General features: G+C 64.7%; 23 protein-coding genes. 12 read left to right on the top strand and 11 right to left on the bottom strand.

Going from position 1 to position 25,481, the window contains the following annotated elements; genetic code table 11:
* Positions 1-14: 14 nt before the first annotated feature.
* Complete coding sequence (locus R2N03_RS02840) at positions 15-953, bottom strand: DMT family transporter (RefSeq protein ID WP_316654946.1); 939 nt, start codon at positions 951-953, stop codon at positions 15-17.
* A gap of 183 nt (positions 954-1,136) precedes the next feature.
* On the opposite strand from R2N03_RS02840, the gene R2N03_RS02835 reads away from it, so the two are divergent.
* Both R2N03_RS02835 and upp read left to right on the top strand, forming a co-directional pair.
* Positions 1,137-2,615 (top strand): NCS1 family nucleobase:cation symporter-1, encoded by a 1,479-nt coding sequence (locus tag R2N03_RS02835; RefSeq protein ID WP_316654944.1) that lies wholly within the window; start codon positions 1,137-1,139, stop codon positions 2,613-2,615.
* A gap of 65 nt (positions 2,616-2,680) precedes the next feature.
* Positions 2,681-3,331, top strand: coding sequence for a uracil phosphoribosyltransferase (upp, locus tag R2N03_RS02830; protein WP_232040591.1), 651 nt, complete (start codon positions 2,681-2,683; stop codon positions 3,329-3,331).
* 70 nt (positions 3,332-3,401) lie between these two features.
* On the opposite strand, the gene R2N03_RS02825 is transcribed toward upp, so the two are convergent.
* Positions 3,402-4,979, bottom strand: a complete 1,578-nt coding sequence (locus tag R2N03_RS02825; protein WP_316654940.1) for a helicase HerA-like C-terminal domain-containing protein — start codon at positions 4,977-4,979, stop codon at positions 3,402-3,404.
* Between the two features lie 183 nt (positions 4,980-5,162).
* Between R2N03_RS02825 and R2N03_RS02820 the strand changes: the two genes are divergently transcribed.
* The 8 genes from R2N03_RS02820 to rng all read left to right on the top strand — a co-directional run bounded on the left by R2N03_RS02820 (position 5,163) and on the right by rng (position 12,406).
* The gene (locus R2N03_RS02820; protein WP_316654938.1) at positions 5,163-5,888 is read left to right on the top strand and encodes a YebC/PmpR family DNA-binding transcriptional regulator; all 726 of its coding nucleotides are present in this window, start codon (positions 5,163-5,165) and stop codon (positions 5,886-5,888) included.
* Positions 5,889-5,972: 84 nt separating this feature from the next.
* Positions 5,973-7,241 carry a phosphoribosylamine--glycine ligase gene (gene purD, locus R2N03_RS02815; protein ID WP_316654936.1) on the top strand — a complete coding sequence of 423 codons (1,269 nt, stop codon included), beginning with the start codon at positions 5,973-5,975 and terminating at the stop codon, positions 7,239-7,241.
* Positions 7,242-7,388: 147 nt separating this feature from the next.
* Positions 7,389-8,297, top strand: coding sequence for an oxygen-dependent coproporphyrinogen oxidase (gene hemF / locus R2N03_RS02810; RefSeq protein WP_316654934.1), 909 nt, complete (start codon positions 7,389-7,391; stop codon positions 8,295-8,297).
* Positions 8,294-9,004: a nicotinate-nucleotide adenylyltransferase gene (locus R2N03_RS02805; RefSeq protein ID WP_316654932.1), complete on the top strand. Its 711-nt coding sequence runs from the start codon at positions 8,294-8,296 to the stop codon at positions 9,002-9,004. The genes hemF and R2N03_RS02805 overlap by 4 nt, the downstream gene beginning before the upstream one ends.
* Before the next feature lie 73 nt (positions 9,005-9,077).
* The gene (gene rsfS / locus R2N03_RS02800) at positions 9,078-9,707 is read left to right on the top strand and encodes a ribosome silencing factor (protein WP_316654930.1); all 630 of its coding nucleotides are present in this window, start codon (positions 9,078-9,080) and stop codon (positions 9,705-9,707) included.
* Between the two features lie 21 nt (positions 9,708-9,728).
* Positions 9,729-10,199: a 23S rRNA (pseudouridine(1915)-N(3))-methyltransferase RlmH gene (rlmH, locus tag R2N03_RS02795; RefSeq protein WP_316654927.1), complete on the top strand. Its 471-nt coding sequence runs from the start codon at positions 9,729-9,731 to the stop codon at positions 10,197-10,199.
* Positions 10,196-10,819: a Maf family protein gene (locus R2N03_RS02790; protein ID WP_316654925.1), complete on the top strand. Its 624-nt coding sequence runs from the start codon at positions 10,196-10,198 to the stop codon at positions 10,817-10,819. Before rlmH ends, R2N03_RS02790 begins: the two co-directional genes overlap by 4 nt.
* 117 nt (positions 10,820-10,936) lie before the next feature.
* Positions 10,937-12,406 (top strand): ribonuclease G, encoded by a 1,470-nt coding sequence (gene rng / locus R2N03_RS02785; protein WP_316654923.1) that lies wholly within the window; start codon positions 10,937-10,939, stop codon positions 12,404-12,406.
* A 20-nt stretch (positions 12,407-12,426) separates the two neighbouring features.
* Here rng and R2N03_RS02780 read toward each other — a convergent pair whose 3' ends face one another.
* The 4 genes from R2N03_RS02780 to mdlC form a co-directional block, all read right to left on the bottom strand.
* Positions 12,427-13,818 (bottom strand): MFS transporter, encoded by a 1,392-nt coding sequence (locus R2N03_RS02780; RefSeq protein ID WP_316654922.1) that lies wholly within the window; start codon positions 13,816-13,818, stop codon positions 12,427-12,429.
* 123 nt (positions 13,819-13,941) lie between these two features.
* Positions 13,942-14,877 carry a ketopantoate reductase family protein gene (locus R2N03_RS02775; RefSeq protein WP_316654920.1) on the bottom strand — a complete coding sequence of 312 codons (936 nt, stop codon included), beginning with the start codon at positions 14,875-14,877 and terminating at the stop codon, positions 13,942-13,944.
* Positions 14,878-14,884: 7 nt separating this feature from the next.
* Entirely contained in the window at positions 14,885-16,369 is a 1,485-nt protein-coding gene (locus tag R2N03_RS02770) for an aldehyde dehydrogenase (RefSeq protein WP_316654917.1), read from the bottom strand.
* The gene (gene mdlC, locus R2N03_RS02765; RefSeq protein WP_316654915.1) at positions 16,369-17,958 is read right to left on the bottom strand and encodes a benzoylformate decarboxylase; all 1,590 of its coding nucleotides are present in this window, start codon (positions 17,956-17,958) and stop codon (positions 16,369-16,371) included. The genes R2N03_RS02770 and mdlC overlap by 1 nt, the downstream gene beginning before the upstream one ends.
* Before the next feature lie 92 nt (positions 17,959-18,050).
* Between mdlC and R2N03_RS02760 the strand changes: the two genes are divergently transcribed.
* A complete protein-coding gene (locus R2N03_RS02760; protein WP_316654913.1) occupies positions 18,051-18,953 on the top strand; it encodes a LysR family transcriptional regulator in 903 nt (300 codons plus the stop codon).
* Positions 18,954-18,958: 5 nt separating this feature from the next.
* Here R2N03_RS02760 and R2N03_RS02755 read toward each other — a convergent pair whose 3' ends face one another.
* Genes R2N03_RS02755 through R2N03_RS02745 form a run of 3 tightly spaced genes read right to left on the bottom strand, consistent with a single transcriptional unit; the run spans position 18,959 to position 22,308 of the window.
* Positions 18,959-19,564 carry a peroxidase-related enzyme gene (locus R2N03_RS02755; protein ID WP_316654911.1) on the bottom strand — a complete coding sequence of 202 codons (606 nt, stop codon included), beginning with the start codon at positions 19,562-19,564 and terminating at the stop codon, positions 18,959-18,961.
* A gap of 53 nt (positions 19,565-19,617) precedes the next feature.
* Positions 19,618-21,393 (bottom strand): lipid A export permease/ATP-binding protein MsbA, encoded by a 1,776-nt coding sequence (gene msbA, locus R2N03_RS02750; protein ID WP_316654909.1) that lies wholly within the window; start codon positions 21,391-21,393, stop codon positions 19,618-19,620.
* A gap of 54 nt (positions 21,394-21,447) precedes the next feature.
* A complete protein-coding gene (locus R2N03_RS02745; RefSeq protein ID WP_316654908.1) occupies positions 21,448-22,308 on the bottom strand; it encodes a glycosyltransferase family 2 protein in 861 nt (286 codons plus the stop codon).
* A gap of 183 nt (positions 22,309-22,491) precedes the next feature.
* Between R2N03_RS02745 and R2N03_RS02740 the strand changes: the two genes are divergently transcribed.
* Positions 22,492-23,256: a glycosyltransferase family 2 protein gene (locus R2N03_RS02740; protein WP_316654906.1), complete on the top strand. Its 765-nt coding sequence runs from the start codon at positions 22,492-22,494 to the stop codon at positions 23,254-23,256.
* Here the strand turns inward: R2N03_RS02740 and R2N03_RS02735 are convergent, their stop codons facing one another.
* Both R2N03_RS02735 and R2N03_RS02730 read right to left on the bottom strand, forming a co-directional pair.
* Complete coding sequence (locus R2N03_RS02735) at positions 23,257-24,180, bottom strand: glycosyltransferase family 2 protein (RefSeq protein ID WP_316654904.1); 924 nt, start codon at positions 24,178-24,180, stop codon at positions 23,257-23,259.
* Between the two features lie 5 nt (positions 24,181-24,185).
* Positions 24,186-25,478 (bottom strand): O-antigen ligase family protein, encoded by a 1,293-nt coding sequence (locus tag R2N03_RS02730; protein ID WP_316654902.1) that lies wholly within the window; start codon positions 25,476-25,478, stop codon positions 24,186-24,188.
* Positions 25,479-25,481 lie beyond the last annotated feature (3 nt).

The following is a 25,481-nucleotide window of genomic DNA, read 5'->3' as shown; positions in this document are numbered from 1 at the left end:
CTCCTTCTTGATCGTTATTTCGCAGGGCTGGCGGGTTGGCTGCCACGCCGGGACAGCAGTGCCATGCCGGCCAGCACCAGTGCGCTGCCCGCGATCTGCCACATGGTGATCGGCTCGCCAAGGAGCCACCACCCGAGCAGCAGCGTCGACACCGGCCCGATCATGCCCGCCTGCGAAGCCACCGGTGCGCCCACGCGCGCCACGGCCATCATCGTGAGCGTGACGGGCGCCACCGTGCAGAATACCGAGTTGATGGCTGACAGCCCGTACACCTGCCATGGCAGCACCAGCGCCGACAGCGGCCGCAACACCAGAAACTGCACGATGCACGCCACGGTGGACACGCACATGGCATACGCCACCAGCCGCATCGAGCCCACACGCTTGACGAGTTCACCGCTGGCCAGCAGGTAGATGCCATAGCTGAGGGCGCTGGCGAGCACCAACCCGCCGCCCAGCCATACGGTGCCGCCGCCCAGATGCAGGTCGTGCGCAAACACCAGCACGATGCCGGCATACGCCGTCGCCAGCGACAACCATTGCAAGCCAGTAATACTGCGCTTGAAGACCGTCGCCGTGATCAGCAGGACAAACGACGGCGTGAGAAACAGGATCAGCCGCTCCAGCCCCGCCGTGATGTACTGAAGCCCAAGGAAATCGAGAAAGCTCGAAAGGTAATAGCCGACCAGCCCCAATCCGACGATGCGCCAGCGGTCTGCGACGGCCAGCGGCGCCACGCGCCGCGACTGCCACCAGCCCATCGCCATGAAGAGGGGCGCGGCCAGCAACATGCGCAGCGTGATCACCATCACCGCATCCACCTGGTAGCGGTACATCAGCTTGGCGACAACGGCCTTGGCAGAGAACAGCACGGCACCCACCGAGGCGAGCAGCAAGCCGCCAGTGTCGGCGGTACGCGTGGGGGCGGGGGGCGCAGAAGACGCGATGGTCACAACGGTACGCGAGCGGGCGCGGTGAGCGTGTTGGAGAGCGCCGTCGATTGTATGTGAATTCAACCATTCGTTCCGATGGCGGGCACGCCGCGCGTGGCACAGGTTTCGCTTCGGGCTCCGGCTGGCCGCCGTACAATCGCGCTGCATTCCGAATATCAAGAACGACAACGGATTCCACATCACATGAGCCAAACCCATTCCGCCGCCTTCGCCGATGGCGCCGCCAACGCGCCCGACCCGACCCTCTGGAACGAAGACCTCAACCCCACCCCGCAGGCTGCCCGCACCTGGACGGCGACCAATTACGCCGCGCTGTGGGTATCGATGGTGGTGTCGGTGCCAGCCTACATGCTGGCGTCGGGCCTGATGAGCGAAGGCATGAACTGGTGGCAGGCGGTGCTGACGGTGTTCCTCGGCAATCTGATCGTGCTGGTGCCGATGGTGCTGGTGGGCCACGCTGGCACCAAGTACGGCATCCCGTTCCCTGTGTTGGTGCGGGCGTCGTTCGGCGTGCGCGGCGCGCAGTTGCCGGCCATCCTGCGGGCCATCGTCGCATGCGGCTGGTTCGGCATCCAGACGTGGCTTGGCAGCCAGGCGATCTACACGATCCTCAACGTCGTCACCGACAACATGCTGGTCGGCAGCAACATTCCGGGGCTGGGCATCAACCCCGGCCAGGGATTCTGCTTCCTGCTGTTCTGGGCGCTGCACATCTGGCTGATCACCAAGGGGCTCGAATCGATCAAGCGCTTCCAGGCGCTGGCCACGCCGCTGTTGATCCTGGCGGCGCTGGGCCTGGTCTGGTGGGCGTATATCAATGCGGGCGGCTTCGGGCCCATGCTGTCTGCGCCGTCGGCGTTTGCGGCGGGCGGCAAGCGCGCCGGCGAGTTCTGGGGCTTCTTCTGGCCGTCGCTCACGGCCATGGTCGGCTACTGGGCCACGCTGGCGCTGAACATTCCCGACTTCACCCGCTTCGCACGCAGCCAGCGTGATCAGCTGGTCGGCCAGGCAATCGGCCTGCCGCTGCCGATGGGGCTGCTGGCGCTGGTGGCCGTGCTGGTCACGTCGTCCACGGTGGTCATCTACGGCCAGGCCATCTGGGATCCGGTCACGCTGGCCGGCAAGATGACGGGCCCGTCGGTCATCGTCGCGCTGCTGGCGCTGATCACCGCCACGCTGATGACGAACATCGCAGCCAACGTGGTCTCGCCGGCGTATGACTTCTCGAACCTGGCACCGCACCGCATCTCGTTCCGCATCGGCGGCTACATCACGGCGGGCATCGGCCTGGCGATGATGCCGTGGAAGATCCTGGAAACGACCAAGGGCTACATCTTCACGTGGCTGGTCGGTTACGGCGCGCTGCTGGGCCCGGTGGCCGGCATCATGATGGTCGATTACTTCCTGGTGCGCCGCACCGTGCTCAAGACGGGCGAACTGTTCCGCGTGGACGGCCCTTACGGTTACGGAAACGGCTGGAACGGCCGCGCCATCGCCGCGCTCGTCATCGGCGTGCTGCCCAATCTGCCGGGCTTCTTCAAGCAGGCCGGGTTCGTCGCCAACGTGCCGGGCGTGTTCGAAGCGCTGTACACGTATGCATGGTTCGTGGGCCTCGCTATTTCGGCCGTGGTGTATGTGATCCTGATGCGCGGTCGCCGTTGAGCGCCTCCACAATCGGCACGGGGCGCGCCGGTACAATGCGCCCCATCTGAGAATCCCTTGCCGCCATGAAACAAGATCCGCGCTTTCCGAACCTGTTCATCCTCAATCACCCGCTGATCCAGCACAAGCTCACACACATGCGCGACAAGGACACGTCGACGCGCACGTTTCGCGAGCTGCTGCGCGAGATCACGCTGCTGATGGGCTACGAGATCACGCGCAACCTGCCGCTGACCAGCCGCCACATCGACACGCCAATGGGCCCGATGGAAGCGCCCGTCATCGCCGGGCGAAAGCTGGCCGTGGTGCCGGTGCTGCGCGCGGGCGTCGGCATGAGCGACGGGCTGGTCGAACTGATTCCGTCGGCGCGCATCGGCCACATTGGCGTGTACCGTGATGAGCAACACCGCCCGGTGGAATACCTCGTGCGGCTGCCGGACCTGGAAGACCGCACCTTCATCCTGTGCGATCCGATGGTCGCCACCGGCTACTCGGCCGTCCACGCTGTCGACGTGATGAAGAAGCGCGGCGTGCCCGACGAGAACATCCTGTTCCTCGCGCTGGTGGCAGCGCCCGAAGGTGTGGAGGTGTTCCAGAAGGCGCATCCGAACGTGAAGCTGTTCGTGGCCTCGCTCGATTCGCACCTGGATGACAACGCCTACATCATCCCGGGCCTGGGCGATGCGGGTGACCGCCTGTTCGGCACGAAGAACTGAACGCGCACCGTTTTGCACAAACAAAAACAGCCGGCACTGCCGGCTGTTGTCTTTGGTGCGTCGAATGCGCTCAGCGCTTCTTCGATCCGCCCAGAATGCTGCCCAGCACGCCGCGCACGATTTCGCGCCCGACAGTGGAGCCGATGGTGCGCATCGTCGACTTGGCGAGGGTTTCGACGATCGAGTCACCGCGACCGCTGCGGCCGGTGCCCTTTGTCAGGATCGACCCGACTTCGCCGAGCCAGCCACCGCCGCTGTCCTGTGCCGGAGCGGGCATGGGCGCGGTTGTCGGAGCCGGCGCCGACGCCGTACCCGCGGAGGCACCGAAATCGGTGCCGATGGAACCAGGGGCCGGTGCAGTCGCCGAGCCGCTCGCGACACGGCCGGTCAGCTTTTCGTAGGCCGACTCCCGGTCGATGGCCTTGTCGTAACGCCCCGCCACCAGCGAATCGGCCAGCAACGCGCGGCGCTCATCGTCCGAAATCGGCCCGATGCGCGATGCCGGCGGCACGACGAACGCGCGCTCTGTGACCTCCGGGCGGCCGCCCTCATCGAGCATGGAGATCAGCGCCTCGCCCACGGCAAGCTCGCCGATAGCCGCTTCGATACTGAACCCCGGATTCGCCCGCATCGTGGTGGCCGCCGCCTTCACGGCTTTCTGATCGCGCGGCGTGAAGGCCCGCAGCGCGTGCTGCACGCGGTTGCCGAGCTGGCCGAGCACCGTGTCGGGCACATCAGCGGGGTTCTGCGTGACGAAGTACACGCCCACGCCTTTGGAGCGAATCAGCCGCACCACCTGCTCCACCTTCTGCAGCAGCGAGGGCGGAGCGTCGTTGAACAGCAGATGCGCCTCGTCGAAGAAGAAGGCGAGCTTGGGCTTGTCCACGTCGCCCACCTCGGGCAGATGCTCGAACAACTCGGAGAGCATCCACAGCAGGAACGTCGCGTACAACTTGGGCGCATTGAGCAGCTTGTCAGCCGCCAGGATATTGACCACGCCCTGCCCGCGCACGGTCTGCATCAGGTCATTGACGTCCAGCATCGGCTCGCCGAAGAACTGGTCGGCGCCCTGCTCTTCCAGCGCGATCAGGTTGCGCTGGATGGCCCCGATGCTCGCCGACGAAATGTTGCCGTACTGGTTCGTGTAGTTCGAAGAATGCTCACCAACGTGCTGAAGCATCGCGCGCAGGTCTTTCATGTCGAGCAAGGCGAGGCCGGCGTCGTCCGCGATCTTGAAGACAAGATTCAGCACGCCGGTCTGGATGTCGTTGAGTTCCAGCATGCGCGCGAGCATCAGCGGGCCCATGTCGGACACCGTGGCGCGCACCGGGTGACCCTTCTCGCCGTAAACGTCCCACAGCGTGACCGGGCATGCGGCCCATTGCGGCTCGTCCAGGCCGCGCTCCTGCAGGCGCGCCTTGAGCTTGTCGTTCGGCTGCCCAGGCTGCGAAATACCGGTCAGATCACCTTTCACGTCGGCCAGGAACACCGGCACGCCGATCTTCGACAGGCCCTGGGCGATCGTCTGTAGCGTGACGGTCTTGCCGGTGCCGGTGGCGCCGGTGATCAGGCCATGGCGGTTCGCGAGCTGGGGCAGCAGCACCAGCTCAGCTTGAGCGTTCTTGGCGACAAGGATGGGGGCGGTCATGGCGTATTGGCGGAGATCAAATTCCTGGGGGCAACGCCCGTGCTCGACCGGATGGACGGGTCGGCAGGCGGGTTCAGCATGCTAAAATCCGCGGTCGATTATAGAGCGTGCACGTGGCGTCGGACCGCCATCTGAACGCCTCACATCCCTTCATTTCCCACCGCATTCCGCTCGGAGAGTTTCATGGCCGGTCATTCCAAATGGGCCAACATCAAGCATAAGAAAGCCGCTGCCGACGCCAAGCGCGGCAAAGTCTGGACGCGCCTGATCAAGGAAATCACCGTGGCGGCCCGTCTGGGCGGCGGCGATGCGGACTCCAACCCGCGCCTGCGCCTGGCCATGGACAAGGCCACCGACGCGAACATGCCCAAGGACAACATCAACCGCGCCATCCAGCGCGGTGTGGGTGGTCTGGAAGGCGCGAACTACGAAGAAATCCGCTACGAAGGCTACGGTATCAACGGCGCCGCCGTGATCGTCGACTGCCTGACCGACAACCGCACGCGCACCGTGGCCGAAGTCCGCCACGGCTTCGACAAGTACGGCGGCAACATGGGCACATCGGGCTCCGTCGCGTTCCTGTTCGACCACATCGGCCAGTTCATCTATGCTCCGGGCACGCCGGAAGACAAGCTGATGGACGCCGCGCTCGAAGCCGGCGCCGACGATGTCGTCACCCACGATGACGGCTCGCTCGAAGTCATCTGCCCGCCCAACGATTTCAGCAAGGTCAAGACCGCGCTGGAAGCCGCCGGCTTCAAGGCGGAACTGGCCGAAGTCATCATGAAGCCGCAGACCGAAGTCGAGTTCACCGGCGAAGACGCGGTCAAGATGCAGAAGCTGCTCGACGTCCTGGAAAACCTGGACGACGTGCAGGAAGTCTTCACCAACGCGGTCTTCGGGGAATAAGCCCCGGGACACGCGCATAACGGCGATCGACCTCACGATCGCCGTTTTTGTTTTCCAGATTTCGAATTTTTGAGTAGGTACAGCATGAAAGTGATGGTGGTCGGTTCGGGCGGTCGAGAGCACGCCCTGGCATGGAAGCTGGCACGCTCGCCCAAGGTGCAGGTGGTATACGTGGCCCCCGGCAACGGCGGTACGGCGCTCGACAAGCGCCTGCAGAACCTCCCGATCACGGATCCGGAAGTGCTGGCAGCCTTTGCCGAGCGCGAAGGCATCCACTTCACGGTGGTCGGCCCCGAGGCGCCGCTGGCCGCCGGCATCGTCGACCTGTTCCGCGCCAAGGGCCTGCGCATCTTCGGCCCGACCAAGGCCGCCGCGCAGCTCGAATCGTCGAAGGATTTCGCCAAGGCGTTCATGCACCGCCACGGCATTCCGACCGCCAAGTACCAGACCTTTAGCGATGCTGCGCAGGCACATGCGTACGTTGACCAGGAAGGCGCCCCGATCGTCATCAAGGCCGATGGCCTGGCCGCCGGCAAGGGCGTGGTCGTGGCGATGACGGCCGAAGAAGCGCACAACGCCATCGACATGATGCTGGCCGACAACCGTCTGGGTGACGCAGGCGCACGCGTTGTGATCGAAGAATTCCTCGCCGGCGAAGAAGCCAGCTTCATCGTGGTGTGCGACGGCAAGAACGTCGTGGCACTGGCCACCAGCCAGGACCATAAGCGCCTGCTCGACGGTGACGCCGGCCCCAACACGGGCGGCATGGGTGCCTACTCGCCCGCCCCGGTCGTCACGCCGACGCTGCACGCCCGCGCCCTGCGCGAGATCATCCTGCCGACCATCCGCGGCATGGAGAAGGATGGCATTCCGTACACCGGTTTCCTGTATGCCGGCCTGATGATCGACGCAGAAGGCAACCCCAAGACGCTCGAATTCAACTGCCGCATGGGCGATCCGGAAACGCAGCCCATCATGGCGCGCATGAAGACCGACCTGTACGACGTGCTGGACCGCGCCATCGACGGCAAGCTCGACGGCATGGAGCTGGACTGGGACCGCCGCACCGCACTGGGCGTGGTCATGGCCGCACACAACTACCCGGACACGCCGCGCAAGGGCGACGTCATCACCGGCATCCCGAAGGAAACCGAAGACAGCGTCACCTTCCACGCCGGCACCACGCTCCAGGACGGCGAACTGGTCACCAGCGGCGGCCGAGTGCTGTGCGTGGTGGGCCTGGCAGACACCGTGAAGGCAGCCCAGCGGGCGGCCTACAACGTCGTGGAACAGATCCAGTTTGACGGCGCCCAGTACCGGACGGACATCGGATACCGCGCCATCCGCCGCTGATCGACACACCACCTACCGCGCCGGCGCCCACAGGGGCCGAGCGCGGTATCGGTCACCAAGGGTGATCCCCGACTTGCCTCGGCGACACGCCCGCTACAATGGTGACAACCGTATGACTTGGCCGCCGCTGCGGCCCCTCCCGACCTGATGGATACGCAAGCCGTCCGCGCCTACCTGCTGGACCTGCAGGACCGCATCACCACTGCCGTCGGCGCACTCGACGGCGGCACCTTCGCCACCGATACGTGGGAAAAGCCGCCCACCGAACGCCTGCGCGGCAATGGCCGTACCCGCATCCTCGAGGCCGGTACGCTTCTCGAGCGCGGCGGCGTGGGTTTCTCACACGTCCTGGGCGACACGCTGCCCCCCTCGGCCACGGCCAACCGGCCCGAGCTGGCCGGGCGCGGCTTCGAAGCGATGGGCGTATCGCTCGTCTTCCACCCCCACAATCCGTACGTGCCGACAGTGCACATGAACGTGCGCTGCTTCGTCGCCCAACGGGCCGATGCCGAGCCGGTCTGGTGGTTCGGCGGTGGCATGGACCTCACGCCGTATTACGGCTTCGCGGAAGACGCCTCGCACTTTCACCGCACGTGCCAGGGCGCGTTGGCGCCGTACGGCGATGAACTGTACCCGCGCTTCAAGCAGTGGTGCGACGACTACTTCTATCTGAAGCACCGCAAGGAAGCACGCGGCATCGGCGGCATCTTCTTCGACGACTTTGCCGAACTCGGCTTCGAGCGCAGCTTCGAGATGATGCGCTCCGTCGGCGATGCGTTCCTGCCCGCGTGGCTGCCCATCGCCGAGCGGCGCCGCGCCGTTGCCTACGGGGAGCGCGAACGCGCCTTCCAGGCCTACCGCCGCGGCCGCTACGTCGAATTCAATCTTGTGTTCGACCGCGGCACGTTGTTCGGCTTGCAAAGCGGGGGGCGCGCCGAATCGATCCTCATGTCGATGCCACCGGTGGCCAACTGGCGCTACGACTGGCACCCCGAGCCGGGCTCGCCCGAAGCCGCGCTGTACACCGATTTCCTGCCGGCGCGCGACTGGGTATGACACAGCCCGACCGCGCCCGCCGCAAGCTCGACCGGCCATACCGCCTTGGCTTGCTGGGCGGCACGTTCGACCCGCCGCACGTGGGCCACGTCGCCCTGGCCGAGTTGTGCATTGCACGGCTGGAACTTGACGAACTGCTGTGGATTCCGACCGGCGTGTCGTGGCAGAAAAGCGCCGATGTCACGCCCGCCCCGCTGCGCCTGGCGATGACCGAACTGGCCGCGCAGGCCGTGCGGCCCGGCCGCGCGCGCGTCCACGTCAGCCGCATGGAAGTTGACCGCCACGGCCCCAGCTACACCATCGACACCGTGCGCGAACTGCGCGGCGTCTACGGCCCGGACGCCTCCATGGCCTGGCTGATGGGCGCGGACCAGCTTGTCGGTCTGGACACCTGGCATGGCTGGCAAGAACTGTTCGGGTATGTCCACCTGTGCGTGGCCACGCGCCCCGGCTTCGACCTGCACGCGCTGCATGCGCCGGTCCAGCGCGAACTCGACGCGCGCCGCGCCGACACGGCATTGATACAATGCGCTCCCGCTGGCCATATGTGGATCGACCAAACCCTGGCTGTCGACCTGTCATCCACCCGCCTGCGCCAGCAGCTGGCCACTGGCGCACGCTGCGACGCCGACCTGCCTGCCGGGGTGGCTGACCTGATCCAATCGCATTCGCTGTACCGCCGTGCCAATGGCACGGTCAGTGCTTGACCGCGTGATTGACCGTATTCGCGCGCTTTTTTCGACCTTTTTTCTCGCCCTTTAAACGTTCTTCTCACTCAGTATGGATATTCGCAAACTACAACGCGTGATCGTCGACGCGCTCGAAGACGTCAAGGCGCAAGACATCAAGGTCTTCAATACGACCCACCTGACCGAACTGTTCGACCGCACGGTCATCGCCAGCGGCACGTCCAACCGCCAGACCAAGGCCCTGGCCGCTTCGGTGCGTGACGCCGTCAAGGAAGCCGGCGGTCACGTCATCGCCGTGGAAGGCGAAGACGTGGGCGAATGGGTGCTCGTCGACTGCGGCGACGCCGTGGTCCACATCATGCAGCCGCAACTGCGCCAGTACTACAACCTGGAAGAAATCTGGGGTGACAAGCCGGTGCGCATCGAGCTCGGCGGCACCGCCAAGCGTGGTCTGCCCAAGGCCAGCGAAGGTTACGACGACGAGGAAGACGAGGCCGAAGAGGTCACGCCCGCCAAGCGCCGCACAACCAAGCCGAAGCTGGCAGGCGAGCGCCCGACCAAGGCCGCAGCACCGGCCAAGAAGGCGCCCGCCAAGACGGCTGCCAAAAAGCCGGCCACCAAGCGCGCGACCGGTACGGGCAAGACCGCCACGAAGACCGCCGCAAAAACGGCCACCAAGACGGCAGCCAAGCGCGCTCCGGCCAAGAAGCGCGCAGCGTAACGTCGGGCACGCACTCGCGCCATGCAGTTGCTGATCGTTGCCGTCGGGCACAAGATGCCGTCCTGGATCGAGGACGGCTTCTCTGAATATGCCAAGCGCATGCCGCCCGAGCTGCGCATCGAACTGCGCGAAATCAAGCCCGAGCAGCGCTCGGGCAGCCGCACCGCCGCCACCGTCATGCAGCTTGAAGCCGCGCGCATTGAAGCCGCGCTGCCCAAGGGCTGTCGCATGATCGCGCTGGATGAGCGCGGCAAGGACCTCACCACCGTCGCACTGTCTGAATCCCTCACCGGATGGCAGCAGGAAGGCGGTGACATCGCTTTCGTGATCGGCGGCGCGGACGGGCTGGACCCAACGCTCAAGGCCAAGGCGCGCATGCTGATCCGCCTATCCAGCCTGACGCTGCCGCATGGCATGGTGCGCGTGCTGCTGGCCGAGCAGCTCTACCGCGCGTGGAGCATCACGCAGAACCACCCCTATCACCGCGTATGACGCTCGAAACCGCCGGCGCCCCACATCTGTATCTGGCCTCCCAAAGCCCGCGCCGGCAGGAACTGCTGCGCCAGATCGGCGCACGCTTCGAGCTCCTGCTGGCCGCCGACGACGAAGACGCGGAATCGCTCGAAGCCGTGCTAGCCGGTGAAACACCCGACGATTACGTTCAGCGCGTCTGCGCCCTGAAAGCGCAGGCAGCCGTACGCCGCCGGATCACACGCGACCTCCCCGCCCTGCCGATCCTGACTTCCGACACCACCGTGTGCCTTGGCGGCGAGATTCTGGGCAAGCCGGCCGATGCCGCCGACGCCCATCGCATGCTGCGGGGCCTGTCCGGCCGGGCGCACCGTGTGCTGACCGCCGTGACGGTCGTCACGGCCGAAGGCACGCCAATGCACGCGCTGTCCATCTCGGACGTGCGGTTTGCCGTGCTGACGAACAACGACATCGCCCGCTACATCGCCAGCGGCGAGCCGTTCGGCAAGGCCGGCGCCTACGGCATCCAGGGGCGCGCAGCGGCCTTTGTCGCGCATATCTCGGGAAGCTATTCGGGTATCATGGGCCTACCCTTGTTCGAGACCGCAGCGCTGCTCGCACAAGCCGGAGTGGTGCTGTAACCCCACGCTGCAACCCGCACACGCCGCCAGTGTGCGAGGGCCGGTTTCAAGACACGCTTCGGGCGCGCACTACCAGCCCGGAGGCGGGTGCTGAAACCCGCTCTCCTGGTATCTCTCATGTCCGAAGACATCCTCGTCAATATCACGCCGCAAGAAACGCGCGTGGCCATCGTCCAGCAAGCCGCCGTTCAGGAACTCCACATCGAGCGCACGCTCACGCGGGGACTCGTCGGAAACATCTACCTCGGCAAGGTTGTACGCGTGCTGCCGGGCATGCAGTCGGCCTTCATCGATATCGGCCTGGAGCGCGCGGCGTTCCTGCATGTGGCCGACATCTGGCACCCGCGCGATGCCAAAGACGCGCCGCCCACACCGCAGGTCGCCATCGAAAAAACGCTCTTCGAAGGCCAGGCGCTGATGGTGCAGGTCATCAAGGATCCGATCGGCACCAAAGGGGCGCGGCTGTCCACGCAGGTCAGCATTGCCGGCCGCACGCTGGTGTATCTGCCGCAAGACCCGCACATCGGGATCTCGCAAAAAATCGGCAACGAGGCCGAGCGTGAAGCGCTGCGTTCGCGCGTGACAGCCATGGTCCCCACCGACGAGCGCGGCGGCTTCATTGTGCGCACCATCGCCGAAGAAGCCACCGACGAGGAGCTCGCCAACGATGTCGCCTACCTGCGCAAGATCTGGGCAACCATCCGCCACAACGCGACGACCCTGCCCGCCCCGTCGATCCTGTATCAGGACCTGAACCTCGCCCAGCGCGTGCTACGCGATTTCGTGACGGACGAAACGCGCAGCATCCAGGTCGATTCGCGCGAGAACCATCAGAAGCTCGTCGAGTTTGCGCAGGAGTACACGCCGGCCGTGGTCGAGCGCCTGACGCATTACACCGGCGAACGGCCGATCTTCGACCTGTACAACATCGAAGCGGAAGTGGAGCGTGCGCTGTCGCGCCGGGTCGACCTGAAATCGGGCGGTTACCTGATGATCGACCAGACCGAGGCGATGACGACCATCGACGTCAACACCGGCGGTTACGTGGGCGCGCGCAACTTCGACGACACGATCTTCAAGACCAACCTGGAAGCAGCCCACACCATTGCGCGTCAGCTGCGGCTGCGCAACCTGGGCGGCATCATCATCATCGACTTCATCGACATGGAGTCGGCCGAGCATCGCGATGCCGTGCTGGCGGAACTGCGCAAGGCGCTGTCGCGCGACCGCACGCGCATCACGGTCAACAGCTTCTCGCAGCTGGGCCTGGTGGAGATGACGCGCAAACGCACGCGCGAATCGCTCGCGCATGTGCTGTGCGAGCAATGCCCGGTATGCCAGGGCAAGGGCCAGGTGAAGACGCCGCGCACCGTGTGCTACGACATCCTGCGCGAGATCATGCGCGAGTCGCGGCAGTTCAATCCGCGCGAATTCCGCATCCTCGCGTCGCAATCGGTGATCGATCTGTTCCTGGAAGAAGAAAGCCAGCACCTTGCGATGCTGGGGGATTTCATCGGCAAGCCGATTTCGCTGCAGGTGGAATCGTCGGCGGCCAGCCAGGAGCAGTACGACATCATCCTGATGTAGCGCTGCGCCCAGCGTGGCAGCTATGGTTTGACCGGACTGCCGTGTGGCAACTGGGGGCCGGCTCCAGACGGAGTCGCCCGCTGGATCAGGCGCGGGATCTGTTCGCGCATGGCCAGCAGCGCGGCCAACACCACCAACATCACGATCCCGAGCATGGCCAGATAGGCCACTGACCCGCCGGCGGTGATAATCATCGCCCCGGCAAACGCGCTGAGAATCGCGCCCAGCCGACCGAACGCCACCGCCGACGCCGTGCCCGTTGCGCGCACCGCCGTCGGATAGACATAGGCACAGAGCGCATACATCGTCGATTGCACGGCGTTGACGAACAGCCCGTGCAGCCCAAGCCCGACGATCAGCAGATTCGTATTCAGCTTGGCGTCGACACCCTGCAACGCAAAGGCGCTCGCGGCCGCGCCCACGCAACACAGCGCCATGGGCCAACGCGAACCCCATCGCGCGATGGTCACTGCGCAAACCAGGGCGCCGATCACACCGCCGAGGTTGTACGCCGTCAGCCCCGAGCCGGCCACGCTCACGCTTAAACCTTCTGAAGCAAGCATCGTCGGCAGCCAGCTGAACGCCGCATACACGGCCAGCAGGCACATGAAGAAGGCCGCCCAAAGCGCCACCGTATCGCGCGCCTGCCCCGGCGCGAAAAGCGACCGGAAACTCGCGTGCTGAATGACCTTCTGACCCGCCACATCCGCAAACGCGGTATTGGCGGGCACATCGCGCCCCATCTTCGATAGCAGATGCGCCAGTTGTGGCCAGCGCGACGGACGACGCGCCAGGAAACGCGGCGATTCGGGTAGCCCAATCACCAGCACGCCTCCGAGTACCAGCGGCAGCGCCCCGCCGATCCAGAACAACCCACGCCAGCCATAGAGCGGCAGCACGTGACCCGCAAACAGGCCCGCGAGCATCCCGCCCAGCGGCACGCACACGATGGTGGCCGTCACCGCCAGCGTGCGGCGACGCGCGGGCGTGAACTCCGCCGTCATCGTGGTGGAGCTTGGCAGCGCGCCACCAATGCCCAGGCCAGCAATGAACCGCAGCATGGCGATCGTCGCCACATTGGGCGCGAAGCCGATCGAACACGTCGCCACGCCAAACACGAACACGCTGACGATCAACGCCCAGCGACGCCCGAAGTGATCGGCAAACAGGCCGGCCAGCGCACTCCCCAGGCCCATGCCAATGAGCCCCGCGGCCACGGCCGGTGCGAACGCGTTGCGCGTGATGCCCCACTCCTTGATCAGCACGGGGATGGCAAATCCGATCAACTGACCGTCAAAGCCGTCCATGACAATGGCAAAGGCTGCGAGCAGCACCGCCACCTTCTGCGCCAGCGAAAATGGACCGTCGTCCAGAACGGCCCCGATATCGACCGTCATCTGACTCCGACTCATAAGGGCCTCCGTTTGAACGCCGCGCTCTGCAAGCTCGAACTGAACATCATGTGGTTGTCTCCTGTGAACTGGCGTCTGCGCGCCGTTTGAATTGACGATATCGAACGTCCGTGAGCGGCTGCGCTACGGCGCTCCGGGGCTCAGGCCCTGCGCCTGCAGCAGCCTGACCAGCTGCATGAGCGTCTCCGTGTGCGGCACCGGCACGCCATGCCGGCGCGCTGTCGCCACCACGGCGCCGTTGATGGATTCGATCTCGGTCGGCCGTCCGGCCAGCACGTCCTGCAGCATGGAAGGCTTGTGCCCGCAGTGGGCGACGATGGCGTGCCGCACGTTGTCGCCCACCTTCGCGGCGTCGACAGGGATGCCAGTCGCGCGCGCCACGGCCAGCACCTCGTTGGCGATGGCCAGCGCGAGCGCCGGACCGTCTTCCACCGCACCGAGCGCATCGACGGGTCGATTCAGCACCGTGCACAACGGGTTGAGCGCTGCATTGAAAGCCACCTTTTCCCACACCGCGCCCCACACATTCTCGTCAGCGTGGCAGTTCAAGCCCGCGTTCGTCAGCGCATGGACTGCGCGTGCGAGTGCAGGGCTTTGGGCGCCATCGGCCGTCATCATGCGAATCGCACCGGCACCATGCGAACGCACTCGGCCCGGACCCGTGAGGTCGGCTGGCCACGTCGTCACGCCGACGAAGATGCGTTCGCGCGGCACTACAGGTACCAGCGCCTCAACATTACCCAGACCATTCTGCAGGGTCAGCACGTGCGTCGATGGGCCGATGAGGTGGCGCGCGCTGGCCAGTGCAGCGCGCGTGTGCATTGCCTTGGTGAAGACGATGAGCAGGTCGGGGCGCCGCGTTGCCGCGCCCGGTCTCATGGCCTGCAGGTTGCGGATACGGCGCTCGCCATGGTCGGTTTCGAGCTGCAAGCCCTGCGTGCCGATCGCGTCCAGATGCGCATCGTTGATGTCGAGCAGCGTGACATGTTCACCCGCTTGCGCCAGCAATCCGCCAAAGAGCGAACCCATGGCGCCCGCGCCGAGTATCGCGATATCCATGACCGGCTCAAAACGGATAATGGCGTGGCGAGGTCTGCACCGTCAGCCAGCGCAGTTCGGTGAACTCGGCCACCCCTGCACGACCGCCAAAGCGACCGAAGCCGCTCGCCTTGACGCCGCCGAACGGCATCTGCGCCTCGTCATGCACAGTCGGGCCATTGATGTGGCAGATCCCCGATTCGATGCGGCGCGCCACGTTCATCGCCCGGGCCACGTCGCGGCTGAAAACGGCCGACGAAAGGCCGTACGCATTGTCATTCGCGCAGGCCACGGCCGCATCGTCTCCGCTCACCCGTACGATGCCCTTCACGGGTCCGAACGACTCTTCCGAGTAGATCAGCATGTCGGGCGTGACGTGGTCGAGCAGCGTAGCCGGCATCAGCGTGCTGGTGGCCTTGCCACCACACACCAGCGTTGCACCCTTGGCGAGTGCGTCATCGATCAGGTGATTGCAGCGTTCGACCGTGCTCATGTCGACCACCGAGCCGAGCACCGCAGGACCCTTGCGTGGATCGCCCAGTGGCAACGATGCGGCCTTCGCCGCAAGCTTGGCAACAAACGCATCAGCGATGGATGCATCCACGATGATGCGTTCGGTGGACATGCAGATCTGCCCGGAATTGGCAAAGGCGCCGAAGGCAGCGCCCGCCACGGCGGCATCGATATCCGCATCGGCCAGCACGAGCAGCGGCGCCTTGCCGCCCAACTCCAGCACGGCTGGTTTGAGATACGTGGCGCACGTCTGCGCGATGATGCGGCCCACGCGCGTGGAACCGGTGAAGTTGACCCGCCGCACAGCCGGGTGCGCGATCATGGCCTCGACGACGGCGCCTGCATCGGCCGGCGCATTGGTCACGAAGTTGACGACGCCGCTGGGCAGACCGGCCTCCTGCAGGGCTTCGATGATGAGTCCGTGCGTGGCCGGGGAGACTTCCGAGCCCTTGAGCACGACGGTATTGCCGCACGCCAGCGGCAGCGCGATCGCACGCACTGCCAGAATGACCGGTGCATTCCACGGGGCGATGCCCAGTACCACGCCTGCCGGTTGGCGCACGCCCATCGCCAGGCTGCCTGGCACGTCCGAAGGAATGACCTCTCCGGCAATCTGCGTGACCATGGCGGCGGCCTCCTGCAATCCACTTGCGGCCAGATGCACGTTGAAGCCGGCCCACAATGCGGACGCGCCTGTCTCGGCCGCCATGGCCTCCGCAAAGGCGTCGCCCTTCGCTTCTAGCGCCTGCGCCGCACGCATGAGCAACGCACGGCGTTCGGACGGGCCCATCGCGGCCCAGGCAGGGAAGGCAGCGGCTGCCGCATCGACCGCTCGACGGGCGTCATCCACCGTGGCGGCCGGCGCGCGTGTTGCCACGGTGCAATCGAGCGGGTTGCGTCGCTCGAAGACCTGGCCATTGGCGGCCTGTACACGCTCCCCGTTGATCAGCATCGGGATGGTCTGCGCAGTGTCCAGCGGTGCAACGTTCGTATTCGTCATCAGGCAATCTCCACTTCAATCAAGGTCGGTCCAGCCGATTGCAATGCGGTGCGCAGCACGGCTTCCAGCGCATGCGGGTCGGTCACGCGCTCGCCGGTGCAGCCCATGGCGCGGGCCAGCCCGACGAAATCAATCCCTTGCAAGTCGGTGCCCTGCACCACATCGGTGGCAGCAAAGCCGAACACCGGCGCAAACTCCTGCAGCGCGGCGTAGCGGCGGTTGTTCAGGATGACGAAGGTCATCGGCAGCTCAAGGAGCGAGGCGCTGCGCAGCGCCTGGATCGAATACATGCTCGAGCCATCGCCGATCAGGCCGATCACGCGCGTGCCCGGCTTTGCCAACGCCACGCCCACGGCAGCGGGCATGCCGTAGCCCAGGCCGCCGCTATCCATCGTGTAGAACCCGCCCGAGCGGCGCATGGGCAGATAGGCCTGCATGGCCGACCGGGCACTCGGAGCTTCTTCGACGACGATGTCTGTGGGGCGGCGTACCGCGTCCAGCGTCTGCAGAACAAAGGCCGCCGACATGGGAGCGCCCGGCTCGGCGCGCGGCGATAAGGCGCGTGCAGGCGGCAGCGGCCGGGCTGGCGGGGCGGGCCTGGCGAGCAGATCGAGGACGCCCAGCCGAATGTTGCCCACTGCCGAAATGCCCTCTGGGGTCCACGCAGCGGTGGCAGGATCGTCAACCAGTTGCACCAGCTTCGCACCCACTGGCACGTGCGGGCCGTGCCCTTCCACGTGATACGTGAATGCCGGTGCACCCAGCGCAAAGACGACATCATGTCCCTGCAGCAGCCCGACGATCTTTTCGCGCATGGCCGGCAGGAAACCGGCAAACAGCCGGTGGTCTTCCGGAAACGCCCCGCGCCCCGCCATCGGTGCGGTAAACACCCGCGCCTGATGCGTCTCGGCGAGTTGCACGACAGCATCCCAGGCGCCTGCCCGGTCAACCGCTGCACCCACCACAAATGCCGGACGCCGCGCGGCGTCCAGCACATCGCCAAGGCGGGCGAGCACCGCCGGGTCGGGTCGTACCGCTGTTGCGACTTCGTGTGCGGCCACCGGCTCGGTTACCTGGTCCCAATCATCGACAGGAATCGACACCAGCACCGGCCCACGCGGCTCCTGCATGGCGATGTGATACGCGCGGGCCAGCGCAAGCGGTACGTCTTGCGCACGCGCGGGCTCGATGCTCCATTTCACATACGGCTTGGGCAGTTCGGTGGCCTGGTTGGAGGCGAGGAAAGGATCGAACGGCAGGATGGACCGCGCCTGCTGCCCGGCGGTAATGACGAGCGGCGTGCGGTTCTTGAACGCCGTGAAGATGTTGCCCATGGCGTTGCCGACACCGGCGGCCGAGTGCAGGTTCACCAGCGCCGCGTTGCCTGTCGCCTGTGCGTAGCCATCGGCCATGCCGACCACCACGGCTTCCTGCAAGCCCAGGATGTAGCGGAAATCTTCCGGAAAATCACGGAACATCGGCAGCTCGGTCGACCCCGGATTGCCAAACACGTGGGTCATGCCGAGCTGGCGCAGCAGTTCGATGGTGGCGTCGCGCACGGTGATCAACGCGAGCGAAGTGCGGGTCATACGGGCAGTCTCCTTGAAACAGGCTGCCAGTATGGGATCCGCCGCCATTAACGCGACATTGAATTCTTGCGCCAAAGCCATTACCTTTTGGCATGACTTTCGATCTGCGCCAGTTGCGCGCCTTCACCACCATCGTTTCGGCCGGCAGCCTCGGGCGCGCGGCGGAAGTCCTGCACGTCACTCAGCCTGCCCTGAGCCGGATCATCAAGCGCCTGGAAGACGAAGTGGGCGCGCCGCTGTTCGAGCGGCACTCCAAGGGCATGCAGTTGACCGCCATCGGCGAGGCGCTGCTGCCGCACGCGTCATTGCTGCAGCGTGAGGCCGATTACGCACGTGAAGAGATCGACGCCATGCGCGGCCTCGCCAAGGGCACGATCCGGGTGGGCGCAGTGGGCAGCATCGCCAGTTATGTCCTGCCGCTTGCCGTGGGCACGGTGGTGGCTCGCTGGCCGAACCTGCGCGTGGAGATCCTCGAGGGCGTCTGGGACCGGCTGGCCGAGGGTCTCGTCAAGCACAAGATCGACCTTGCGCTCTCGATTGCGATGCCGGATACGGACGAGATCATCGCCATCGCCGATTGCCGCTGGGAAGACGCCAGCTTCGTCGTGGCATCGCCCGAGCACCCGCTGCGCAAGCGCCCAGCACTGACGCTGGCCGCTACGCTGGATGCGCCCTGGGCCATCCCGCCGCGCGGCACCGGGCCGTACGAACACATGCGGCACGTGTTCGAAGCCGCGGGTCTTGGCTTGCCGAACATCGTGGTGGAAACACGCTCGGTGACGGCGCTCAAGAGCCTGGTGGCGCGCTCGGGCTTCCTGAGCTGGATGGCCGAACCGATGATCGATGCAGAGCGCCGTGCCGGGGTCATCGAACCGCTACCGATTCCCGGCCTGGTGGCGCGCCGCACGCTCACTGCGTTCCGGCGTCGCCACGGCATCCTGCCCAGCCCCGCCGTCAAGCTGCTCGAAGCGCTGCGCGCGCTGACGGCGACGTAGGCTGCTCAAAGCGCGTGTTTCTTCTCGCGCGGCACGCGGCCGAGCAGGAAGAACTCGTCATTCGGGCGCATCGAGATCACGTTCGCCATGCGGTTAGACAGCCCAAAGAAGGCCGTGATGCCAGCGATGTCCCACACGTCCTCGTCGTCAAAACCGTGCGTGCGCAGGGCATCGTAATCGGCCTCGGTGACCATGTGCGAGGCGGTGCAGACCTTCATCGCGAAGTCGAGCATGGCCCGCTGGCGCGGGGTGATGTCGGCCTTGCGGTAATTGACGGCGACCTGATCGGCCACGAGCGGATTCTTCTCGTAGATGCGCAGAATGGCACCATGTGCAACCACGCAATACAGGCACTGGTTGGCGCCGGACGTGGCCACCACGATCATCTCGCGCTCGCCTTTGGTCAGGCTGCTGCCTGCGCGCAGCATCAGCGCGTCGTGATAGGCGAAGAAGGCGCGGCACTCGTCCGGCCGATGCGAGAGCGCAAGAAACACGTTCGGCACGAAACCGGTCTTGTCTTGCACCTCGAGGATGCGCGCACGGATGTCTTCGGGGATGTTTGCCAGTTCAGGAACGGGGAACCGGCTGATGGGCGGCGTGGTGGTGGTCACGATGTCTCCTGTGTGTGATGGGACATCCTGCACGCCGCCCGTGAGGGCACGGCTTACTGGGTGGCGAACTGGATGCGATGCAGGCCAGCATACAGCCCATCGCGCTCGATGAGTTCGCGGTGGGTGCCAGCCTCGGCGATTTTTCCGTGTTCGAGCACGACAATGCGGTCTGCGTTCTCGATGGTCGACAGGCGGTGCGCGATCACCAGCGTCGTGCGGCCCTGCATCAGCGCTTCGAGCGCTGCCTGGACCTGGCGCTCGGATTCCGAGTCGAGCGCGGACGTCGCTTCGTCCAGGATCAGGATCGGCGCGTCCTTGTAGACGGCACGAGCAATCGCCAGACGCTGACGCTGGCCACCGGAAAGCTTCGAACCGTTGTCGCCGATATTGGTGTCGATGCCATCGGGCAGGTTGTCCACCACGTCCGTCAGGTAGGCGGCCTCCAGCGCACGACGCACGCGCGCCATGTCGATTTCGGAGGCATCCCGCGCGCCGTAGGCCACGTTGGCGGCAATGGTGTCGTTGAACAACACCACATCCTGGCTGACGAATGCAATCTGGCGGCGCAGATCGTGCAGCGACAGGTCGGCCAGCGCATCGCCATCGAGCGAGATCATGCCCGAAGTCGGCTCGAAGAAGCGCGGCAGCAGGTTCACCAGCGTGGTCTTGCCGCTGCCCGACGGGCCGACCAGGGCAACGACTTCGCCCGGCTTGACGTGCAGGTTGACGCTATCGAGCGCAGCGCGACCGTCTTCGCCATAGCGGAACGTGACATTGTCGAAGCGGATGTCGCCGCGCGCGCGGTCAAGGGGCTTGCCACCCTCTTGCGGCTCGATCGGCGTGTCGATCAGGCCGAAGATGAACTCGGCTGCGGTCAGGCCGCGCTGCAGCGGCTGATTCACGTCGGTCAGGTGCTTGAGCGGCGAGATCAGCAGCAGCATTGCCATCACGAAGCCGGTAAAGCCGCCGACCGTGGTCTGGTTGGCCTGCGCCTGCAGCATGGCGATGGCCAGGATGATGGACAGCGCCAGCGCCGCCAGGAACTGCGTCACCGGCTGGTTCAGGCCGCCGGCCACCGCCACGCGCATGGCGTAGCCGCGCAGACGGTCGGTCATGGCGTTGAAGCGCAGCGACTCATATGCCTCGCCGCCATGCAGCTTGACGACCTTGTAGCCGCCCACGGCCTCTTCCACCACGTAGGCGGCCTGGTTGGTCAGGTTCTGGCTTTCACGGTTGAGCGAGCGCAGGCGACGGTTGATACGCGACATCAGCAGGCCGATGATCGGCAGGATCACCGCCACCACCAGCGTCAGGCGCCAGTTCGTATAGAACAGGAACACCAGCAGCGCCAGCACCGTCATCGAATCGCGCACCATCGTGATGAAGACGCCGGTCAGTACCTGCAGCACCTGGTTGACCTCGAAGATCACGGCATTGATGATCGATGCCGCCGTGTTGCGCTGATAGAACGACGCCGGCGCCTGCAGCAGCCGCTCGAACATCTTCATGCGCAGGTTCAGCAAGACCTTGTTCGACACCAGGCTCAGCAGGTAGGTCGACGCAAACTGTGCGACGCCGCGCACCACGGCAATACCGACCAGCATGGCCGGCACCTGCCACAGCTTGCCCGCGTACTCGCCCCCGAAGCCCTGGTCCAGCAGGTCCTTGACCACCTTGGGAATGATGCCCTCCGTGGCCGCAACCACGCCCATGGCGATCATGGAGAGGATGAAAGCGGTGAGCTCCGGGCGCAGGTAACCCCACAGCCGCTTGAGGTTGTTGGGCGTGGGCGCCTGTGATGCCGTTTTTGAAGAATCAGTCACTGCCATGGAATCAAAAGGAAAATTGGCCGAAGACGACCCGGATCTCGTGTGATTGGGGGCTTAGAGAACGTCGACACCGGGACGCAGCCGTCTCGACAGGTCATTGCGACGCAAGTCCCAGCGCAGCTCGGAGGTCAGCTTCGGCTCGGGTAGTCGCCAGTTGGCGCCGGCGGGCATACCGCGACGCAGGAAATATTTGTCGAAGGTGGACTGTGACAGACCCCATTTATTGAGGAACTGGCGTCGGCCATCGTTCTTCTTCACCTTACCAGTCGACTTGCACTGGAAGTGGTAAACCAGCGAATCGCCCACACCCAGAAAGATGCGGCAGCCCGCGTGCCAGAGTTTCATCGAAAAATCATTGTCACTGCTCATGCCAGGCGACAACTCGCTGCTATAACCGCCGAGCTTGAACCACCAGCGCCGATGAACCAGCGTCGGCGGCCACGTGGCACCCATCCAGTCGCCGCGCACGAGACCCGGCGCGTCAGCCAGCAGGCGTGTCGCGTCGAAGGTGTCCGCATCGCGTCCGTAATCGCCGACTACCACGCACGGGTTACCTGTGTTCACCGGCTCAATCATGGTGCCCGAGAGCATGAACTGGTCCGTGTCCAGCGTTTTCAAGCGCCGCACGAGTGCGCTGTCCCAGCCCGGGCAGCACACCATATCGTCATTCAGGAAGACGATATAGTCATGCTTGGCCAGCATGGCCGATTCATTTACAGCTAAGCAGATACCGACGTTCTGCAGCGAATATGTGTGGTCCAACCCCTGCTCGCGCACCCACGTCAGCGTGCCGTCAGACCCGTCATTGACGTGCACGATAATCTGGTGGTCATACGCTGAATGCTCGCGGATGCTTTGTACGCACAACTTGAGCAGTGGGAGGTTGTTCCAGGTCGGCAGTAGGATGGAAAACATAGCGAAAATGAGGAATCGCCGCGAAACGCGGCCACCCGCTTATAGCGGTCGAGTATTGTACCGCCTGCAATCCCGGGGCCATATGCCACAATATGCGCCGCCAAAACGCCCTGGCTCATACGCAAGCGGTGAGCCCGCGGCTGAACACCGCTACTGATCGCTCCAGGCGCACACACTTTTTTCATGCCCATCCAGCTAAGCGCTACCATCCTCACGCGCAATGAAGCACACAATATCGGCGACTGCATTACCTCGCTTGCCGGGCTAGCCGACGAGGTCATCGTGCTCGATTCCTGCAGCACCGATGCTACACGCGACGTCGCCCGAGCACACGGCGTGCGCCTTATCGAGGATGACGGCCCGTGGCCCGGCTTCGGCCCGCAGAAAAACCGTGCGCTCGAGGCCGCCAGTGGCGAATGGATTCTCTCGATCGATGCGGACGAGCGCGTCACGCCCGAGTTGGCCAACGAAATTCGCTCCGCCATCGCCCAGGCAGATGCAACTGGCGTCAATGCCTACGCAATTCCCCGTTTATCGCAATTTTGCGGCGCCTGGGTGTACCACTGCGGCTGGCGGCCGGACTATGTGACACGCTTGGTCCGGCGCGGCCTGGCGCGCTTTTCGGACAACCTTGTCCACGAAAGCCTGAAAGTGACTGGGACAACAGGGCGCCTGCAGGCGTCGCTACTGCATTACAGCTACACATCGATGGAGCAAGTGAAGCGCAAGAGTGCGCAATACGCAGAAGCCGGCGCGCGTGAATTCGCTGCGCGTGGTAAGCGGCCCGGATGTGTGTCTCCAGTACTCCACGGCGGCTGGGCCTTTGTCCGCACGCTACTGCTGCGGCGCGGCTTTCTAGACGGCCGCGCCGGCTGGGCCATTGCGCGAATGAACGCATCAGTCAGCTATCGCAAATACCAGCGTGCGCGTGAGCTGACCGGTAGATGATCATCGCTCGCCTTTTTCGTCAGGCGCACGGGTGAGAATTTGTGCCGGCAGGTTTGGCTCCCACGCGCGCAGGTCGCCGGTCGGATACAGCTTTAGCGCATAAAGTGCCCGCTTTAAGCGCCCTTTCAAGCCCGATTTGGGCACCGTGGGCAATGCACTCGCCACGACCTCTTGCGCGGTCGACCACACGTAGCCGCGCGTAAAGGCGTGCTGCGAGACACCCCACTTCAGCAGAAACTCTCGCCCGCCTCGGTTGCGCCGCACGCGGCGCGTCGTGGAGCAGCCAAAGTGATAAATACGGCTCGCACCGACCACACGAAAAATACGGCAACCGACCAGCCACAGCTTCATCAGGAAGTCGTCGTCACTGCTCATGCCGGGCCCGAATTCGATACTGTAGCCGCCCACCAGATGCCACAGGCGACGGTTGACCAGCATTGGCTGCAGCGCCACGCCGTCACGGTCTGCCAATGGCGGCTGGCTTGCCATATACGCCAGCAGGCCGGCTTCATTAAAGTTGTCTGGCCCCGTGCCAAAGTCGGCCACGTTCACCTGCGTGTTGCCGGTATCAGTCGGCTCGATCAGTTGCGCAGCTAGGTAGGAAAACTGATCTCCGATCTGGCGCTGTGCCGTCACAAACGCCTTATCCCAACCCGGCGTGACGACCATGTCGTCGTTCAAGAACAGAATCCAGTCATGCGAAGCCAATCGCGCCGCATCGTTGAGCGCCAGGCATACGCCGACGTTGCCCCGGCTCCACGTGTGCGGCAACCCCTGCTCACGCACCCAATCGAGAGTGCCGTCATTACCTTCATTCACGTGGATGATGATCTCGTGTGCAAACGCGGAATGCCGTCGGATGCTATCCACACACAACTTGAGGTAAGGCAGGTTGTTCCAGGTTGGGATAAGGATGCTGAACATGGTGCTCAACGCTTATATATACGATCGGAAGGGTGGCCCGCATGGGCCGCAATGCCCGCCAGAATCGCCATGACGGCAGCGTAGAACGACACCGTCTGCTTCAACGTAAAAATTTCGACCGTCAGCCCGAATACGAAGAAGGCCGCGGCGAACACCATACCCATCAGCCCAGCACGCCGCATCGGCGCGATGGGCGAGTGTAGGTAGCGCCAGCATAGGATGGCCGGCATGAGGTGGATGGCGATGATCCCCAGGCCGCCCAACACCCCATACGCGACGGTGAAAGCCAATAACTGATTGTGGGCCTCGCCGCAGCCCAGTTCGCGAGCCATCGGCGTCATCTGTCCGGCATCGACCAAGGCCTGAAGATTGCTGCAAAAACCGCCTGCGCCAAGACCGAAAAGCGGATTGTTCTCTGTCAGAATCAGCGCCGCATGGTAGATCTGCAAACGGATGCCCACCGAGGTGTCCTTGTGCCCCAGCGCAAACTGCGACAGATCAGACCACAGCTCATGAAATCGCGCCTGGATCGGCGCGGAAACCAGATAGACCGCCGTCAGCCCCAGCACTGCCGTCACTGGCACCAGCCAACGCCAGCGCGAAGACTTGTTCCGCCCACGCACGATCACCACCAGCAGCAGGATGGCCGGAATAGCCAGCCATCCGCCGCGCGATCCGCTCAACAAAGACGTCGCCAGCCCCGCCAGCAAACCGCCCACCTTGAGCACGCGCACCATCAAGGTGTCTTTGCGCCACCAGTTGAGTGACAGCACCGACAGCATCCCCAACGCCAATGCCATGTCGCCGTAGTGGATAGGGTTCAGAAACTTGCTGCTCAACCGTTGGCCGCCCCAGTCTCGCCCATACCAGAGACCAATCCCGAGCGCAGCAAAAGCGGCCACCATGAACGACAGATCGCACCAACGCATCCAGCGCAACGGCACGCGGCGCAGCACAAGAAACAACGGCACCGCTACGAGAAAACGCGAAGGCGTATCGAATGCGCTCCAGCGCATCTGGGTATGCCACACCTCACTTAAAAACACGGCGATGAGCGGTACAGCCATTGCCGCGCAGGTCGCCCGGATGGACCAATCTACGTCGCGCCGCACTTCGGTGTCGGTCGAGGTGCGAGGGGAAGTTATTTCGACCCAAAGTGCAACTAAACCAGCAGCAATCAGTAGCGCACTGGCACTGCCGCGCATTGCAATGGCCGCCAGGGGATACAGCAGCAAAAATGCTGCCAACGCCACATACCGGACATCGACCACACCGGGTCGTTTCAGCAAGCCTTTCATCGT

The sequence above is a fragment of the Ralstonia condita genome, assembly GCF_958405655.1.
In the GTDB taxonomy this organism is placed as follows: Bacteria; Pseudomonadota; Gammaproteobacteria; order Burkholderiales; family Burkholderiaceae; genus Ralstonia; species Ralstonia condita.
This window is presented reverse-complemented; position numbering and strand designations above follow the sequence as displayed.

Excerpts from the sequence above, each read along its gene's own strand:
- mdlC (WP_316654915.1), bottom strand. The coding sequence starts at position 17,958 with ATGACCCGCACTTCGCTCGCGTTGATCACCGTGCGCGACGCCACCATC.
- R2N03_RS02745 (WP_316654908.1), bottom strand. The coding sequence starts at position 22,308 with ATGTTTTCCATCCTACTGCCGACCTGGAACAACCTCCCACTGCTCAAG.
- R2N03_RS02790 (WP_316654925.1), top strand. The coding sequence starts at position 10,196 with ATGACGCTCGAAACCGCCGGCGCCCCACATCTGTATCTGGCCTCCCAA.
- R2N03_RS02740 (WP_316654906.1), top strand. The coding sequence starts at position 22,492 with ATGCCCATCCAGCTAAGCGCTACCATCCTCACGCGCAATGAAGCACAC.
- hemF (WP_316654934.1), top strand. The coding sequence starts at position 7,389 with ATGGATACGCAAGCCGTCCGCGCCTACCTGCTGGACCTGCAGGACCGC.
- R2N03_RS02805 (WP_316654932.1), top strand. The coding sequence starts at position 8,294 with ATGACACAGCCCGACCGCGCCCGCCGCAAGCTCGACCGGCCATACCGC.
- R2N03_RS02775 (WP_316654920.1), bottom strand. The coding sequence starts at position 14,877 with ATGGATATCGCGATACTCGGCGCGGGCGCCATGGGTTCGCTCTTTGGC.
- R2N03_RS02770 (WP_316654917.1), bottom strand. The coding sequence starts at position 16,369 with ATGACGAATACGAACGTTGCACCGCTGGACACTGCGCAGACCATCCCG.
- rng (WP_316654923.1), top strand. The coding sequence starts at position 10,937 with ATGTCCGAAGACATCCTCGTCAATATCACGCCGCAAGAAACGCGCGTG.
- msbA (WP_316654909.1), bottom strand. The coding sequence starts at position 21,393 with ATGGCAGTGACTGATTCTTCAAAAACGGCATCACAGGCGCCCACGCCC.
- purD (WP_316654936.1), top strand. The coding sequence starts at position 5,973 with ATGAAAGTGATGGTGGTCGGTTCGGGCGGTCGAGAGCACGCCCTGGCA.
- upp (WP_232040591.1), top strand. The coding sequence starts at position 2,681 with ATGAAACAAGATCCGCGCTTTCCGAACCTGTTCATCCTCAATCACCCG.
- R2N03_RS02835 (WP_316654944.1), top strand. The coding sequence starts at position 1,137 with ATGAGCCAAACCCATTCCGCCGCCTTCGCCGATGGCGCCGCCAACGCG.
- R2N03_RS02760 (WP_316654913.1), top strand. The coding sequence starts at position 18,051 with ATGACTTTCGATCTGCGCCAGTTGCGCGCCTTCACCACCATCGTTTCG.
- R2N03_RS02730 (WP_316654902.1), bottom strand. The coding sequence starts at position 25,478 with ATGAAAGGCTTGCTGAAACGACCCGGTGTGGTCGATGTCCGGTATGTG.
- R2N03_RS02825 (WP_316654940.1), bottom strand. The coding sequence starts at position 4,979 with ATGACCGCCCCCATCCTTGTCGCCAAGAACGCTCAAGCTGAGCTGGTG.
- rsfS (WP_316654930.1), top strand. The coding sequence starts at position 9,078 with ATGGATATTCGCAAACTACAACGCGTGATCGTCGACGCGCTCGAAGAC.
- rlmH (WP_316654927.1), top strand. The coding sequence starts at position 9,729 with ATGCAGTTGCTGATCGTTGCCGTCGGGCACAAGATGCCGTCCTGGATC.
- R2N03_RS02735 (WP_316654904.1), bottom strand. The coding sequence starts at position 24,180 with ATGTTCAGCATCCTTATCCCAACCTGGAACAACCTGCCTTACCTCAAG.
- R2N03_RS02820 (WP_316654938.1), top strand. The coding sequence starts at position 5,163 with ATGGCCGGTCATTCCAAATGGGCCAACATCAAGCATAAGAAAGCCGCT.
- R2N03_RS02780 (WP_316654922.1), bottom strand. The coding sequence starts at position 13,818 with ATGAGTCGGAGTCAGATGACGGTCGATATCGGGGCCGTTCTGGACGAC.